The organism is Allobosea sp. GW821-FHT03A12 (assembly GCF_058986765.1).
On sequence record NZ_JBYSVZ010000003.1, the window covers coordinates 981,779 to 997,586 of the forward strand.

The 15,808-nt window shown below is 67.0% G+C and carries 15 protein-coding genes; 9 read left to right on the forward strand and 6 right to left on the reverse strand.

The window, feature by feature from the left end; genetic code table 11:
* Window positions 1-4: 4 nt before the first annotated feature.
* The gene (ubiA, locus tag AC3WLC_RS12155; protein ID WP_493684178.1) at window positions 5-955 is read right to left on the reverse strand and encodes a 4-hydroxybenzoate octaprenyltransferase; all 951 of its coding nucleotides are present in this window, start codon (window positions 953-955) and stop codon (window positions 5-7) included.
* 16 nt (window positions 956-971) lie between these two features.
* The gene (locus tag AC3WLC_RS12160; protein ID WP_493684179.1) at window positions 972-1,442 is read right to left on the reverse strand and encodes a hypothetical protein; all 471 of its coding nucleotides are present in this window, start codon (window positions 1,440-1,442) and stop codon (window positions 972-974) included.
* Between the two features lie 175 nt (window positions 1,443-1,617).
* Between AC3WLC_RS12160 and AC3WLC_RS12165 the strand changes: the two genes are divergently transcribed.
* The 7 genes from AC3WLC_RS12165 to AC3WLC_RS12195 all read left to right on the forward strand — a co-directional run bounded on the left by AC3WLC_RS12165 (window position 1,618) and on the right by AC3WLC_RS12195 (window position 7,922).
* Window positions 1,618-2,358, forward strand: a complete 741-nt coding sequence (locus tag AC3WLC_RS12165) for a 16S rRNA (uracil(1498)-N(3))-methyltransferase (protein WP_493684180.1) — start codon at window positions 1,618-1,620, stop codon at window positions 2,356-2,358.
* Window positions 2,359-2,524: 166 nt separating this feature from the next.
* Window positions 2,525-3,709 (forward strand): carboxylate-amine ligase, encoded by a 1,185-nt coding sequence (locus tag AC3WLC_RS12170; RefSeq protein ID WP_493684181.1) that lies wholly within the window; start codon window positions 2,525-2,527, stop codon window positions 3,707-3,709.
* Window positions 3,710-3,927: 218 nt separating this feature from the next.
* Window positions 3,928-5,313, forward strand: a complete 1,386-nt coding sequence (locus tag AC3WLC_RS12175; RefSeq protein ID WP_493684182.1) for a glutamate--cysteine ligase — start codon at window positions 3,928-3,930, stop codon at window positions 5,311-5,313.
* A gap of 92 nt (window positions 5,314-5,405) precedes the next feature.
* A complete protein-coding gene (locus AC3WLC_RS12180; protein ID WP_346359028.1) occupies window positions 5,406-5,579 on the forward strand; it encodes a Flp family type IVb pilin in 174 nt (57 codons plus the stop codon).
* Window positions 5,580-5,875: 296 nt separating this feature from the next.
* Window positions 5,876-6,889, forward strand: coding sequence for a hypothetical protein (locus tag AC3WLC_RS12185; RefSeq protein WP_493684183.1), 1,014 nt, complete (start codon window positions 5,876-5,878; stop codon window positions 6,887-6,889).
* 50 nt (window positions 6,890-6,939) lie between these two features.
* A complete protein-coding gene (locus AC3WLC_RS12190) occupies window positions 6,940-7,386 on the forward strand; it encodes a TadE/TadG family type IV pilus assembly protein (RefSeq protein ID WP_493684184.1) in 447 nt (148 codons plus the stop codon).
* The gene (locus AC3WLC_RS12195) at window positions 7,386-7,922 is read left to right on the forward strand and encodes a TadE/TadG family type IV pilus assembly protein (protein ID WP_493684185.1); all 537 of its coding nucleotides are present in this window, start codon (window positions 7,386-7,388) and stop codon (window positions 7,920-7,922) included. The genes AC3WLC_RS12190 and AC3WLC_RS12195 overlap by 1 nt, the downstream gene beginning before the upstream one ends.
* Before the next feature lie 15 nt (window positions 7,923-7,937).
* Here AC3WLC_RS12195 and AC3WLC_RS12200 read toward each other — a convergent pair whose 3' ends face one another.
* The gene (locus AC3WLC_RS12200; protein WP_091832439.1) at window positions 7,938-8,819 is read right to left on the reverse strand and encodes a LysR substrate-binding domain-containing protein; all 882 of its coding nucleotides are present in this window, start codon (window positions 8,817-8,819) and stop codon (window positions 7,938-7,940) included.
* 171 nt (window positions 8,820-8,990) lie between these two features.
* On the opposite strand from AC3WLC_RS12200, the gene AC3WLC_RS12205 reads away from it, so the two are divergent.
* Together AC3WLC_RS12205 and AC3WLC_RS12210 are read left to right on the forward strand one after the other, a co-directional pair.
* Complete coding sequence (locus AC3WLC_RS12205) at window positions 8,991-9,356, forward strand: DUF1127 domain-containing protein (protein WP_493684186.1); 366 nt, start codon at window positions 8,991-8,993, stop codon at window positions 9,354-9,356.
* Window positions 9,357-9,545: 189 nt separating this feature from the next.
* Complete coding sequence (locus tag AC3WLC_RS12210) at window positions 9,546-11,438, forward strand: HAMP domain-containing methyl-accepting chemotaxis protein (RefSeq protein ID WP_493684187.1); 1,893 nt, start codon at window positions 9,546-9,548, stop codon at window positions 11,436-11,438.
* 61 nt (window positions 11,439-11,499) lie between these two features.
* Here AC3WLC_RS12210 and AC3WLC_RS12215 read toward each other — a convergent pair whose 3' ends face one another.
* The 3 genes from AC3WLC_RS12215 to AC3WLC_RS12225 form a co-directional block, all read right to left on the reverse strand.
* Entirely contained in the window at window positions 11,500-12,405 is a 906-nt protein-coding gene (locus AC3WLC_RS12215) for a DUF937 domain-containing protein (protein ID WP_493684188.1), read from the reverse strand.
* 123 nt (window positions 12,406-12,528) lie between these two features.
* Window positions 12,529-13,902: an MATE family efflux transporter gene (locus AC3WLC_RS12220; RefSeq protein ID WP_493684189.1), complete on the reverse strand. Its 1,374-nt coding sequence runs from the start codon at window positions 13,900-13,902 to the stop codon at window positions 12,529-12,531.
* A complete protein-coding gene (locus AC3WLC_RS12225; RefSeq protein ID WP_493684190.1) occupies window positions 13,899-15,764 on the reverse strand; it encodes a monovalent cation:proton antiporter-2 (CPA2) family protein in 1,866 nt (621 codons plus the stop codon). The genes AC3WLC_RS12220 and AC3WLC_RS12225 overlap by 4 nt, the downstream gene beginning before the upstream one ends.
* Window positions 15,765-15,808 lie beyond the last annotated feature (44 nt).

Sequence of the window (15,808 nt, forward strand, 5' to 3'; positions counted from 1 at the left end):
GGCTCTAGAAGGCGAACTTCACCAGTGCATCGAGCGCAAAGCCGGCCGCCAGCAGCAGGCCGGCATGCCAGTTGGACCGGAACAGCTTCAACGCCGTCGGTCCGTCGGCGCCGGCGATGCTGTGAACCTGCCAGCCCAGGTGCAGCGCGAATGCCGCCAGCCCGATGAAGGCGACCGGTCCCGCTCCCGCGAACCAGGCGGCGACGCCGGCGAGCGCGATCGTCATGCCGTAGCAGAACCCGACCGCCTGCTGGGTGAAGGCGCCGAAATAGCGCGCGCTCGACTTGATCCCGGCGATCACGTCGTCTTCGATGTCCTGCATCGCATAGATCGTGTCGTAGCCGATCGTCCAGAACACCGCGGCGGCATAGATCAGATAGGCTGGCGCATCGAGGCGTCCGAACACCGCGCTCCAGCCGACGAGCCCGCCCCAGGAGAAGGCGAGGCCGAGCACGAACTGCGGCATGTTGGTGATCCGCTTCATGAACGGATAGATCGCGACGATCGCCAGCGAGGCGATGCCGGCGATCACCGTGAAGCGATTGAACTGCAGCAGCACCACCAGGCCGACCAGCGACAGCCCGACCATGAAGACGGCCGCCTGCTTTGCGCTGACCTGGCCGGAGGGCAGGGGGCGGCCGCGGGTGCGTGCCACCTGCGCGTCGAGCTTGCGGTCGACGATGTCGTTGAAGGTCGAGCCGGCGCCGCGCATCACGATCGCGCCGACCAGGAAGAGCAGGCAGTGCCAGAGGTTCGGGAACGGCAGCCCGGCCGCGATCGCGGCGAGCCCGGCCGCCCACCAGCACGGCAGCAGGAGCAACTGCCAGCCGACTGGGCGCTCGATCCTGGCGAGCTTCAGATAGGGCCGCAGGCGCTTGGGCGCGCGCGTGTCGACCCAATGGCCCTTGAGGGCGTCGGGAAGTGGGGCGTCGGTGGCGTTGGGGGACGACGCCATCGTGGCGCGCAATGCTCTAGAGCGCGCCCTGCGGCACGCGCATCGGGCCGCCGGTAATGGAATCGGTACCGCCGAACGGGTTGGCGCCCTGTTGCTGCTGCGCCTGCTGCTGGGCGCGGCGCTGCATCTGCGCCTGCTGCTTCACGGCGTTGCAGGCCTGGCCGCGAATGGTGCCGGCCTTCTCGTTGTCGGCCTTCATGCCGTCGACGAAGCTCGCCGGAATCTGGCACCAGTCCTGGTTGGCGGTGGCGAACTTGATCAGGGCATTGCCGTTGCCGACCAGGCGGCCAAGGATGCCGCAGGCCTGCTGCGGCGTCATCTTGCGCTTCGCCTTGGCGTTGGCATTGAGCTGCCCGACGATCGACTGGCGCTCCTGCATGAGCTTCTGGACGTTCTCGCAGCCCGAGGGCACCTGCGCCAATGCCGGCTCGGCCAGGCCCAGCCCAGCCAGCGCCATCGCCAGCTTCAGGGTCGCGTATCGCCGCATCATCCGCTCCGCTCTTGTCCCGTCACCCACGCCCGTCCCGGCGTCGCGGGCCTTTCCATAACAGTGAGAGCCGTGCACCAACAAGCGCCGGCTCGCATTTCACCGAGATTGCTTGCCGATAGCGTGGGATTGTGGCGACTTTCGCGCCATTCTGACGGGATCGGATTCGAAGAGCATGCGGGATTTCACCAAGCACCGGCTATATAGCGAGGCGCCGCTGGCAGCGGGCGCCGTGCTGGAGCTCGCGCGCGACCAGGCCAATTACCTGCTGAACGTGCTGAGATTGCGCAGCGGCGACAGCATCCTCGTCTTCAATGGCCACGACGGCGAATGGCTCTGCGCGATCCGGGCGGAAGGGCGCAAGCAGGCGAGCCTGGAGGCGTTGGAGCAGACCCGCCCGCAGCCGCCGGCGCCCGATCTCCTCTACCTTTTCGCGCCGCTGAAGCATGCGCGGCTCGACTATATGGCCCAGAAGGCGGTGGAGATGGGGGCGGGGGTGCTCCAGCCGGTGCTGACCCGCTACACCCAGGTCTCGCGGCTCAATCTCGAAAGGCTCGCCGCCAATGCGGTCGAAGCGGCCGAGCAATGCGGCATCCTCGCCTTGCCGCAAATCCGGGCGGAGCAGCCGCTCGCCGCTGCACTGGCCGCGCTCGAGCGGGAGCGGCTGCTAATCTTCTGCGATGAGGCGCAGGAGCCGCAGAGCCCGGTCGCGGCCTTGCAGGGGGCGCCGCGCGGGCCGCTCGCCGTGCTGATCGGCCCGGAGGGCGGCTTCGACGAATCGGAGCGCGCCTTGATCCTGCAGCGCGAGCGAGCGCTGCGCCTGTCGCTCGGCCCGCGCATCCTCCGGGCCGACACGGCGGCGGTCGCAGCCCTTGCCGTCGTCCAGGCGACCTTGGGCGATTGGTCCGCCAAATAACCCCGTGATTTGTGTGCTGCCGGCTTCTCCTCCGCCGGTTGGAACGCGATGGCGGCTTCCGCGTTTAGGCGTGGAAACTGCGCCACCGGTCGCAGTTCCGACTCATTGACTGGCAGTCTGGCGCCGCTGCTTCGCTCCGGAGCGGCCGCCACGGGGGAGAGACATCATGGTGAGCAGCGCCTACCGCTTCGGCATCGAGGAAGAGTATTTCCTGTCCGATGCCGAAAGCCGCGGCGCCGTGCGCAAGATCGCACCGCGTTTCATCGAGGCGGCGCAGGCTGCCTTTCCCGACGAGTTGCAGCGCGAGATGCTGCAATCGCAGATCGAGGTGGCGACGCCGGTCTGCGAGAGCATGACCCAGGCCCGCCATTCGCTGCGCCGGCTGCGCTCGGGGTTGTCTGGGATCGCGCGCGAGCACGACATGCTGCTGCTTGCCTGCGGCACCCATCCGAGCGCCGTCTGGGCCCGCCAGCGGGCCACCGAGGCCAAGCGCTATGACGGCATCATGCGCGACCTACAGATGCTCGGCAGCCGTAACCAGCTCTGCGGCCTGCATGTCCATGTCGAGGTGCCCGACGAAGACCAGCGCATCTCGATCATGGTCCGGATGCTGCCTTTCCTGCCGCTGCTGCTGGCACTCTCGACCTCCTCGCCCTTCTGGCAGGGACGGCGCACCGGGCTGATGGGCTACCGGCTCTGCGCCTATGCTGAATTGCCCCGCACCGGCCTGCCCGAGCTCTTCACGGACGCCGCCGACTACCGCGCTTATGTCGACACCATGGTCGCCGCCGGCGCGATGCGCGATTCCAGCTTTGTCTGGTGGGCGATCCGGCCTTCGCATCAGCATCCGACCTTGGAATTGCGCGTCGCGGACAGCTGCACGCGGCTCGACGACACACTCGCCATCACCGCGCTCTATCGCTGCCTTGTGCGCCATCTCGCCCGCAAGCCGGGGCTCAACGCCGACCTGACCGCCGCCTCGCGCGCGCTTGCCGGCGAGAACATCTGGCGCGCCCAGCGCTATGGCGTTCATGGCGGCTTCGTCTGTGAGAAGCGTCGCGCCATGCTGCCGGTCGGGCAGGTGCTGGATGAGGTGCTCGATCTCCTCGACGAGGATGCCGCTGCGCTCTGCTGCGGTCTCGATCTCGCTCATTGCCGCACCATCGTCGCCGGTGGGACCAGCGCCGACATGCAACTCGCGATCTTCGAGGAGGCGCGTGCCGGGGCAGGCGGCCAGAGCGCCGGGCTCGTCGCGGTCACCGACTGGATCGCGGCGCAGACGCGTGCCGACGATGCCGACGACGACCGGTTCGCACCGAAGGGTGCAAATCTGCTGCGCGGAGCCGCCTGACTGCTTCGTGATCATGCGTTGATGCAAGGTCGGCAAGCGCCTGCACGCGTTTGCGGTCGTTGTCGGATGGTCGCCGCTCGCCTATTGCTGGCGCTCCTCAGCGCATGGCGCGGCGGAGCATTCGCTCCGCTCGGCCTGTCGCACCGTTCGATCCGGCGTGTTGCTTAGGCTGCCTGACAGGGCCGTCGACGCGCCGGTGCATGCATGCCGGAGCGCCCATGGCCCGCGACGTATCCGATTCGACTCCGATCAGCTCGAAGGCCGAACTCGTCGGCTGGATCGCGCAGGGTGAAAAGCCGGCTTCCGACTTCAGGCTCGGCACCGAGCATGAGAAATTCCCGTTCTATCGCGACGATCTCAGCCCGGTCCCGTACGAGGGTGCAGTCGCCGGCCGCAGCGGCGGCATCCGGCAATTGCTCGAGGGCATGCAGCAGCGCCTCGGCTGGGAGCCGATCCTCGATGCCGGCCATGTCATCGGCCTTGCCGGTCCCGATGGCGGCGGCGCGATCTCGCTGGAACCCGGCGGCCAGTTCGAGCTCTCCGGCGCGCCGCTTGCAAATGTGCATGAGACCGCCCGCGAGCTCGACCAGCACCTCGCCGATCTGAAGGCGGTTGCCGAGCCGCACGGCATCGGCTTCCTGCCGCTCGGGCACTCGCCGCTGTGGACGCGCGAGCAGACGCCGATGATGCCGAAGCGGCGCTACCAGATCATGAAGAACTACATGCCGAAGGTCGGCACGCGCGGCCTCGACATGATGTTTCGCACCTGCACGGTGCAGGTGAACCTCGACTTCGCCGACGAGGCCGACATGGTGCGCAAGCTGCGGGTCTCGCTCGCCTTGCAGCCGCTGGCGGCGGCGCTCTTCGCCGCCTCGCCCTTCAGCGAGGGCAAGCTCAACGGCTTCCAGTCGATGCGCTCCGAGATCTGGCGCGACACCGACAATGCCCGCTCCGGCATGCTGCCCTTCGCCTTCGACGAGGGCATGTCGTACGAGGCCTATGTCGACTGGGCGCTCGACGTTCCCATGTACTTCGTCAAGCGCGGCGACACCTATCACGACGTCGCCGGCGCCTCCTTCCGCGACCTGCTCGCCGGCAAGCTCCCGCAATTGCCGGGCGAGCGCGCCACCATGTCGGACTGGGTCAACCATCTCGGGACGCTGTTCCCGGAGGTGCGGCTGAAGCGCTACATCGAGATGCGCGGCGCCGATGCCGGCCCGGTCGAGATGCTGAACGCGCTGCCGGCCTTCTGGGTCGGCCTGCTCTATGACGATGCTGCGCTCGCGGCCGCCTGGGAGCTGGTCAAGGGCTGGAGCACGGAGGAACGCCAGCTCCTGCGCGACACCGTGCCGAAGGCCGGTCTCAACACCAGGATCGCGAACCGTCCGCTACGGGAACTTGCCCGCGAGGTGGTGGAACTGTCGCGCGCCGGTCTCGCCCGCCGGGCTAAGCTCGACGAAAAGGGTCGCGACGAGACGATCTATCTCGAACCGATCGTCGCCATCGCCCAGAGCGGGCGCACGCTCGCCGAGCGTCTGGCGGTGCGCGAGCAGGGAGCCTGGGGCGGCAAGGTCGAGCCGGTCTTCCCGGAACTCGCCCTGTAGCCGCTGAAGTCGAGCGAGACATGTGTCGGTGATCGCGTGTTTTGCGCTTCGGATTAACCAATTGTCCGGAGTTTTGCGCTAATCTGGCGGGTATGGAACGCTTTTCCGCCCTGGTCCTTGAATTCCTGCGCGACAGTCGCGGCGCGACCGCGCTCGAATACGGCTTCATCGCGTTCTTCGTCTCGATCGCGGCGATCGCGACGATCCGCCAGATCGGCCCGCTACTGGATGCCAAATACGCCAGCATCCTGCCGGGACTGCAGTAAAAGCTGGCTTGCCTGCGCGCGTTCCGGCGCGCCGGCCTCTCGCATCCGTGCCGCGACTCTCCGTTCAACTTTAACTGCATTTTACCATACCGCCCGAAGGCTTTGTGGTTTGACGGCTTTTCCCCGCGATACCAGTGACATTCACGGGTTCTGGAAAGGTTTTCTCAATCGCCCCGCGCCTAGCGTCGAGGCAATCGTCCTGTTGCTTGCGTGTAGCGTTGCGAGGCCCTTCGATGCCAGGCCTGTTCCGATCTTTCCTCAAGGATGCCCGCGGCGTCAGCGCGCTGATGTTCGGCTTGGCCGCGCCGGCGATCGCGCTTGCGGTCGGCGGCGGCATCGATTTCAGCCAAGCGGCGGCACGGCGGCAGCGCGTGGCAAGCGCCATCGAGCTCGGCTGCCAGCAGGCGGCCAAGGATATTTCCAAGCTGGCCCAATCCAATCCGAACCAGAATTTCACATCGACCGCCAACCAGGTCATCTCGTCCTGGACGAGCGGCCTCAATGGGAACGGTGTCAGCAACGTCAGCGCGACGAGTTCGATCGCCAACAGCATCATCACGGTCAATGCCAGTGCGGCGAGCGCCAATGCGTTCGGTGGCATCCTCGGCTACAGCAGCATTTCCCTGAGTGTGCAGAGGAGCTGCAACATCGTACTGGCCTCGACGCAGACGGGCACGGTGCTCTTCGCCGAATCGTTCGAGAACAATCACAACGTCGCCTCGAACAGCTGGACCGTGTTGAAGAACTGGAACGGCTGGACGACGCAGAGCAGCCAGGGCGGAATCGAGATCAACGGCATCCCTGAGCTCGCAGCCAACACGATCCGGTTCGGCAATTTCTTCGCCGAACTCGATTCTGATTGCTTCGGCGTAAAGAATTGCAGCTCGAATTCGAGCATGTGGCGCGAATTCACCAATCTCGCGGTCGGCGATTACGAGCTGAGCTACTGGTACATCTCGCGTGTCCGCAATCCCGCCTATGCCGGCCAGGTCCTGTGCGCCTACAAGACAGACGCCCAGGCGGTGTGGGACAAGCTCAAGGCGGCGACCTGGGAAAGCCAGACCAACCGTATCGAGGTCTTCTTCCAGCAGAAGAAGTCCGGCGCCTACACCACGCCCTCCAAGGACGTGGACAAGGCCACCGACCAAGTCGATGTCTGCGTGCACACCGACCAATGGACCGAGCGCAAGATTCCGTTGAAGATCACGACGGCAGGTACCTACCGCATCTTCTTCCAGGCAGCTGGCCGCGAGGACACTTATGGTGGCCTGCTCGACTACATCCGGTTCTGCAGCACCAAGTGCCCGTGACGAGCGCCCGCATGGCCAGAAGCCGAGCACCATCGACCGGAACGAGACGCTTGGCGGCGCGGCTGAGCCGATTCCGGCGCGACGCTGCCGGCTCGACTGCGGTCGAATTCGCCTTCATCGGCTTGGCCTTCATCGTCCTGTTGCTCGGCATCTTCCAGTTCGCGCTCGCATTCATGGCGCAGATGTACCTTCACGACGCCGTATCCGAGGCGGCGACCGGCAAGACAACAGCAACCTATGCCGGAAACCGTGCCCAGGTGGTGACGCAGATCTGCGGACGAATGATTGCGCTCGACAACTGCGCCGCCAATCTTCTCGTCGAAACGCAACCGCTGGCGAACTACGCGACCGGAACACCGCCGATCACCGGCGCGGCCTTTGTCGCGGGAGCCGCCGGGACGCTGATGCTGATCAGGGCGCGGGGGCCTGTCGTGACGTTCGTCCCCGGATTGCCGACGCTGTATGTCAGCGGGGCGGCACTGTATAGGAAGCCGTGATGCGAAGGCTCGCCGATTTCTTCCGCCGCGGTGCGCGGCGCGGCATCGTCAGGGATCAGAGCGGTGTCGCGGCCGTCGAATTCGCTTTCATCAGTACCGGCATGTTCGCACTGCTGTCAGGGGCGGTCGATCTGACCTATGCCATCACCATCCAGCGTGATCTCAATCGGGTCGCGGCGGAAATTGCGCAGGTCCTCGCGGCCTGTCCGGATGAGGCCTGCCTTGTCCAGACGGTCCAGTCGGTTGGTCCGCACAGCGGGGCCATTGTTCCCCAGATGTCGACGATACAGATCGGAATGGCCTATTTTCAAAAGAAGAACAACGTGATCGACGGCAACAGTTTCGGCGGCACGATGACTTATCTGCCGGCCGACATGAACACCCGTGCTCTGTCGCTGCTTGGCGATCTCGACCAGGGTGTAGGGGTTCTAGTCAGCTATACCCATCAGCCGATCATCCTCGGTCTCGCCGATGATTGGGGCTTCACCGTTAAGAATTTCAGCGCCTCGGTGGTGACACTGCGGCGGCGCGCTTGACGGCCTGAGCGCCGCCTACTCCGCCGCCACCTTGAAGCTCTGCAGATTGTCCAGGCTCTGGATGATGTGCTCGGCGAGCGCGTTCGACAGGATCGAGGGGTCGTGCCGCGTGCGCAGCAGGCCGATCTTGCAGGAGGGCAGGGTGGAGAAGCCTTCCGCCGGCCCCAGGATGCGCATGCCGGGCCGCACAGCGCTTTCCGGCAGCACCGAGACGGCGAGCCCCGCCACCACCGCCGCGCCGACCGCGGTCGAATTCCAGCTGGCATAGAGCACGCGGAAGCGCCTGCCCTTGCTCTCCAGCGCCTCGACCGCCGCCTGGCGCCAGTTGCAGGTCGGTCGTCCCAGCGCCAGCGGCAGCGGGTCTTCCTCGTGCACGCAATGGCGGGCCGAGGTCACCCAGAGCAGCGGTTCGATCCGGATGATCTCGCCCTGGCCGCGCCCCTCGACATGGGTGATGATGGCAAGGTCGATGTCGCCGCCGCCGATCCGTTCGGCCAGCATCGGCGTCGGCTCGCAGACCACGGTGACCTCGGTGCGCGGATTGGAGCGGGCGAAACGCGCCAGGATCTCCGGCAGATAGCGGTCGGCGTAATCGTCGGGCACGCCGAGCCGGATGCGGCCCTTGAGGTCGGCCTCGGTGAAGCTGGCGACGCATTCGAGGTTGAGCCGGACGATGCGGCGGGCGTAGTCGAGCAGGCGCTCGCCATCCTCGGTCAGCTTGGCATGGCGTCCGTCGCGGCCGAAGAGCGGCCGGCCGACGCGCTCCTCCAGCCGCTTCATCTGCATTGAAACGGCCGATTGCGTCTTGAAGACGATCTCGGCGGCGCGGGTGAAGGAACCGGTGTCGGCGATGGCGACGAAGGTCTTGAGCTGATCGGCGTCGAGCACATGGGCCATGGCCGGCCTCCTCCCAGAGGTTCATCAAGATCGGTTGTGTTTAGTATCATAACCATTCGTTTGGCTGATGGCCAGCCTGGAGTTATCGTTTGGGCACTCTCCCGCTGATGCCTGATCGACCTCGGTTGGGCCGGGAGGTGAGTTTCTACGTCCAACCCCGAGGAGGCCGTCATGCTGGTCATGACCTTCGTCACGAAGACCTTGTCTGCCGTTTCCGGCGGCGCGGCGCGTGCTGCCGCCCATTCGGTCACGGGCACGAAAAACCTGGTGCGCGCTTTCCTGCACCGCCGAGAGGTGATGCGCCTCAGCGACCTCGACGAGCGCGGGCTGAAGGATATCGGCCTCGTTCGCTCCGATATCGACGGTGCGCTTGCGGTCTCCTGGCTGAGCGATCCGTCGAGCGTGCTGCAGGCCCGCTCGGATCAGCAGCAGTCCGCCGCCGCGAGCCGGCGAGAGGCCGGGCTTCGACGTCCCGTGGTGATCCAGGCCGCGGTGCGGCCAGGCGCGAAGGAGATCAAGATCGCGTGCAACGCCTGACCCCTTGGCGTGACGCGTCCCTGCGGGCGGTGGCTTCGGCTGCCGCCCTTTTTCGTGCCGAGGCATGCAACCTGGCCGCGATCGTTAACCGGCTTGCGCGTGGTGTAACGCTTCCTTCAGCAAGTTCGGACACATTTACGCCGCATTGCGCCGAGTACGGCGCCCCGATCCCTCGCCCCGGGGTTTTCCATGCGACGCTTTCGCTTCCGCCTGCATGATTTGAGGATCCGAACCAAGATCGCCATTCCCATGCTCGTCATGGGCGCGATCGGCATCGGCTCGGCCGTTTATGGCGCGTTCGAGTTCGGCAAGATCGAGAAGAACTATGGCGATCTGATCTCGCAGCGTGCTACCGCCCTCCTGGATTCGGCCCGCGCCACCGCCTCGATGGGCGAGATCGTCGGCAATCTCTACCAGGCGATCGCCTATCCCGAATTCATGAAGCAGAATGCGACCAGCATCGATGAGGTGAAGGCCGCCTACGCGGCTTCGCTCCAGGCGCTGGTCGAGGCCAAGATCAGCTTCCCGCAACGCGCCGAGAGCTTCGACGAGCTGAGCCGGCGCCTGCAGGCCGCCAAGTCCGACATCGATCAGGTCATCGGGCAGGCCGGCCGCGACGAGGACCTAGCGGCGCTTTCGATCATGTCGCAGCTCGACAAGACGATCACCGGGATCGTCGAGGACGCGGCCAAGCTCAATGACGAGATCAGGAAGGACACAGAAGCGGCTTCGGAGAGGCTGAATGCCGACTCCGATCGCGTCAACCTGATCGTGATCGGCCTCAGCGTCGCCGGGACCTTGCTCGGCCTGATCGCCGGCGCGCTGCTGACCACCGGCGCGATCACGCGCCCGCTGGAGCGACTCAAGCTCCGCATGGGCCAGATCGCCAATGGCGACCATGCCGCTGAGATCGAGGGGCAGGATCGCAAGGACGAGGTCGGCGAGATGGCCCGCGCCGTCCAGGTGTTCAAGGAGAATGGCCTTGCCGTCCAGCGCCTCGAAAGCGAGACGGAAGCCGGCCGTGCCGCGGCGGAACGCCAGCGCCTCGCCGCCGAAGCCGAGCGCAGCACTGCCGCAGCGCTGCAGCAGCGTCTCGCGGTGGAGCAGGCGGTCGTGGTGAGGGCCCTGGCCGAAGGGCTGACCCGGCTGTCCCAGGGCGATCTCGGCGCCCGCGTCGAGGAGGAGGTGGCGGCCGACTATGTCGCGCTGAAGCAGGATTTCAACAGCGCTGTCGGCCATCTCGCGCAGACGATCGCGACGATCCAGGCGACCTCGGTCGAGGTCGGCGTCGCCGCCCGCGGGATCAATTCCGGCGCCGACGACCTGTCGAAGCGCACGGAAGAACAGGCCTCCTCGCTCGAGGAGACCGCCGCCACCACCGAGCAGCTCGCCGCCTCGGTCAAGGCTTCGGCGCAGGCGTCGCGCCAGGCCGTCCAGCTCGCCAACGAGGCGACGGACGTCGCGGTGAATGGCGGGGCCGTCGCCGGCCAGGCGGTCGATGCCATGGCGCGGATCGAGCAGACCTCGCGCAAGATCTCCGACATCACCTCGGTGATCGACGAGATCGCCTTCCAGACCAATCTGCTGGCTCTCAACGCTTCGGTCGAGGCGGCGCGCGCCGGCGAAGCCGGCAAGGGCTTCGCAGTCGTGGCCTCCGAGGTGCGCACGCTGGCACAGCGTTCGGCCGATGCCGCCAAGGACATCAAGGGACTGATCAGCGAGTCGGGGGCCGAGGTCGAGCAGGGCGTCGGGCTGGTGCGGGCCGCCGGTGACGCGTTGCACCGGATCGTCGAGGCCTCCAGGAAGGTTTCGGCCACGGTTTCCGACATCTCGGCCGCAGCAGCCGAGCAGGCCAATGGCATCGACGAGATGAGCCAGACTGTCGCCCATATGGACGAGATGACGCAAGCGAATGCGGCGCTGGCCGAGGAGAGCGCGGCCTCCGCGACCTCGCTGAGCGGTCAGATCGGGCGGCTCAACGAACTGGTCGCCAGCTTCCGGACTGGCAGCGACGGCCGCTCGCTGGCGAGCGGGCCTGCTGCTGAGGACGCTTATGAATGGGACGAGCGTTTGCGTGCCTGACAATAGGCCGCATCACGGAAATTGATGAGCGGCGGCCCTTAGGCCGCCGTTCGTTTATCGCTCAGCCCTTGCGCTGGCCACCGCCGAGCATCGTCTCGAAGATCGAGCGCAGGGCGTCCTGCTGGCTTGCCTGGACCTGGCGGCCGTGCTCGAACATCTGGTTCAGTGCATCGAGCCCGATCGAGCCCGGGCTGGCCTCGTTCGACGCTGGCTGCTCCTCCGGCTCGGGCTGAGGAGCGGGACGGCGCGATCGCGGCGCCGGCTGCGGGCTGGCCTGTGGGGCCTGCCCTTGTCCCTGGCCACCGAACATGCCGCCGAGGATCTGGCCGAAGATGCTGCCCATGTCGGCAGGCATGCCGGGCATGGCGCCGCCGAAGGGCCCGCCGCTCTGTGCCTGGCCGGCTTGGGGATTCTGCCCACCGAAGAGACCGCCGAGGATCTGTCCCCACGGATTGGCTGCGTTCGGCTGCTGCGCCGGGGGCTGCATGCCCGGCATCTGGCCGCGCATCATCTCGGCGAATTGCCCGAGAATGCCGCCAAGCCCCTGATTGTTCACCGATTTGAACAGCCCGCCCATCACGATCGAGGCGATCACCGGCAGCATCTGCTTCAGGATCGCCTGGCCGACGCCGCTTGTCGCCGCCGCCTGCGCCGCAACGGCATTGGCGACTTCCTTCGAGCCGAAGAGCTGGCTCATCACGTCCTGGCCGAGCGGCATCGCCCTGTCGGGAATGCCGTCACCGTCGCTGTCATACATCTGGCCGAACGGCGTCGCCGTCATCATCTGGGCGAGGTTGCCGAAGGCGTAGGGATTCTGGGTCTGGCGCTGCAGCCCCATGGTGAAGGCCGGCAGCAGCGCGTCGAGCGCCGCCTGCGTCTGCTGCATCGAGAGCCCGTATTGCCGCGCCAAGTTCTGCATGGCCTGGCCGTTCTGGGCCGACTGCATCATCTCGAACAGATTCATCATGGCGCGCTCTCCCCTTAGAAGCATGGAGACGGATTCACCGACCAGGCTGTTCCAGCCCGGTCAGATCCGGCTCCTGCGGGACCAGCCCGCTCTCCGCCCGGAAACGATAGCAGCAGGCGGCCGTCAGGCAAGCGACGGCCTTGCGGCCGCTTGCGCCGCGCCTTCGAGCCGGGTGATGCCGCGATAGGCGGTGACGAGCGCGGCGATGCCGAAGAGCACCGCGCCCAGTGCCGCGCCGGCGACCGCGCCCTTGGGGCCGGCATGCTGCGCGCCCAGCCAGGCGAGCGGCACCGTACCGAGCGTGGCCCGGCCCCAGCTGAACAGGGTCGAGTAGAACGGCATGCCGAGATTGTTGAAGGCGGCATTGGCGACGAAGAGCGCGCCGACGAAGAGCCACATCGGCCCGGCGATCAGGCAGAAGAAGGCGACGAGCTCGGCCGTCTCGCCGCCGGTGCCGAACAGCGCGGCGATCTGGTGGCGCAGCAGCGCCAGCAGCACCGCAACCACGGCGACATAGGCTGCGGCGAAGCCGACCGCATCGGTCAGCGCCCGGCGCATCCGGTCATAGCGCTGCGCGCCCCAGTTCTGCGCCAGGATCGGCCCGACCGCGCCCGACAGCGCGAACAGCACGCCGAAGGCGACCGGCACCAGCCGGTCGATGATCGCGCTCGCCGCGATCGCCTGGTCGCCGAAGCGGGCGATGATGCCGAAGAAGCAGGCATTGGCGATTGGGTTGGCGAGATTGGTCAGGATCGCCGGCGCCGCGATCGCGAAGGTTGGCCCGACATCGCGGCGCAGCGCCGCCAAGCTCGGGCGCGCGATCATCTTGTGGACGCCGATCACGCTCTGGAAGCCGATGACGAGGAAGACGATGCGCGAGAACACGGTCGCCCAGGCGGCGCCGTCGGGGCCGAGCTTGAAACCGAAGATCAGCAGCGGGTCGAGCCCGGCGGTGACGATGCCGCCGGCCAGGGTGACATACATCGCCCGCTTGGCGTCCCCGACGGCGCGCAGGATGCCGGAGAGCCCCATGCCGAGCGCCATCAGCGCATTCGAGGGCAGGGTGATCCACAGGAACGAGGTCGCGACGGCCAGCGATTCGCCGTGGGCGCCCAGCTTCGGCAGCAGCCAGGGCAGCAGCGGCAGCATCAGCAGGCTGACGATGAGGCCGCAGACGGTCATCGCCGTCAGCGTCGAGCCGGCCATGCGGCGGGCCCCCTCGCGGTCGCCGGCGCCGAGCGCCCGCGCCGTCAGCGCGGCGACAGCGATCATTAGCCCGACATTGATGGAGACCATCAGGTAGAGCACGATCGTCGCGTAGCCGACGCCCGCCGTCGCCTCGGGCCGGCCGAGGCGCGAGACATAGAGCAGCGACAGGAAGTCGACGACGAAGATCGCGACCAGGCCGACCGAGGCGGTCGTGGTCATCACCGCGACATGGCGCAGGGTCGAGCCGGAGACGAAGACGGCCTGCTGTGGCTTTGCCGGTGCGTTCACTCGGCCGGCTCCCCGACCCCGCCGACGGCGACCTCGGCGCCGCCATCCTCGATGACCTCTTGCGTCTCCTTGGTGAGTGCCTTCGACTTGCTCTTCGGAGCGACGATAGGCTCGGGCGTGACGCGCGGCACCTTGTCGATCCCGGCGGCGATGCCCTCGCTGAACTGGATCTCCATGCGCTGCGCATCGCGGTCGCGCACATGCTCGATCACGAAGCCCGCCTCCTCATAGCTGAGGCCGAGCGCCTCCAGCGTCACGCGGCCGAAGCCGAGCGCCGATTCGAAAGTCTCGCGCATCTGGTAGTCGACATCGGCGCGCATCAGGTCCATCGCATGGACGCGGTCATAGGCGCGGGCATGGATGCGCGCGGCCGGGAATTCGACCTTGGCCATTTCGACGATGCGCAGCGCCGCCTGCCGGTCGTCGATGCAGATGCAGACCACTTTCGCCTTGCCGGCGCCGGCGGCGCGCAGCACATCGAGGCGCGTGCCGTCGCCATAATAGATCTTGAAGCCGAACTTGGCGGCGGAACGGATCCGCTCGATGTCGGAATCGATGATGGTGACGTCGAGATGCTGCAGCAGCAGTGCCTGCGTCACCACCTGGCCGAAGCGGCCGAAGCCGATCACCAGCACCGAGGGTGTCACCCCGTCGAAGGTCTCCTCGATCTCCTCGGGCGGCGGCGCGTGGGCCGCGAGCCAGATGTCGATCAGCTTGGCCGCGATCGGGCCGATCAGCATGCTGAGCGCGGCGATCGCTGTCGCCAGCGCGCCCTGCTTCTCGTCGAGCAGGCCGAGCGAGGCGGCGAGCGGCAACAGCACGAAGGCGAATTCGCCGGCCGGGGAGAGCAGGGCGCCGGCTCGGATCGCCTCGGTGGTCGAGGAGCAGGATGCCCGCAGGATCGCCGCCGCCGCCGCGATCTTGAACAGCACCAGCAGCGGGGCCGCCAGCGCCAGCAGCAGCGCGTTCTCGGCGACCAGTTTCAGGTCGATCGACATGCCGACCGCCATGAAGAACAGGCCGAGCAGCACGCCGCGGAACGGCTCGATATCGGCTTCGAGCTCGTGCCGGAAATGCGAATCCGCCAGCAGCACGCCGGCGAGGAAGGCGCCCATCGCCATGGAGAGCCCGACCTGCTCCATCAGCAGCGCCGCGCCGAGCACGACCAGCAGGGCGGCGGCCGTCATCACCTCCTTGGCGCCGGCCTTGGCCAGCAGGCGGAAGAAGGGGTTGAGCGCATAGCGGCCGGCGAGCACGACGACAGCGATGGCAAGCAGAGCGAGCCCGAGGCCGGTCAGCGCCTTGGCCGAGCCGCCGCTATGGGCGGCCTCCGTCGTCGCCAGCAGCGGCAGCAAAGCCAGCATCGGCGCGATCGAGATGTCCTGAAACAGCAGGATGGAGAAGCAGCGCCGGCCATAGGGCTCGGCGCCGTCGCCTCGTTCTTCCAGCAATTGCAGCGCGATCGAGGTCGCGGAGAGGGCGAGAGCCAGCCCGACCGCCAGCGCACCGGCGGGACTGAGCCCGAGCTTCCAGGCGACGGCGCCGATCACCGCCGCGCTCAGCAGCATCTGCGCGAAGCCGGCGCCGAGGATGTCCTTGCGCATCGAATAGAGCCGCTCCGGCTGCAATTCGAGTCCGACCAGGAAGAGCAGCAGCACGACGCCGATCTCGGCGGTGCTGCGGATCGTGTCGGGGTCCTTGATCACCGCCAAGGCCGAGGGGCCGATCACCACGCCGGCGGCGAGATAGCCCAGCACCGCTGACAGGCCGAAGCGGCGGAACAGCGGCACCGCTACCACCGCACCCGCACAGAAGGTCAGGATCGAGGGCAGATAGCTGGCATGCGAGGCGGCATCGGCCATGCAGGAACTCGTGCTAAAGCGAAAGGGGGACGTGCGGAGGCAGG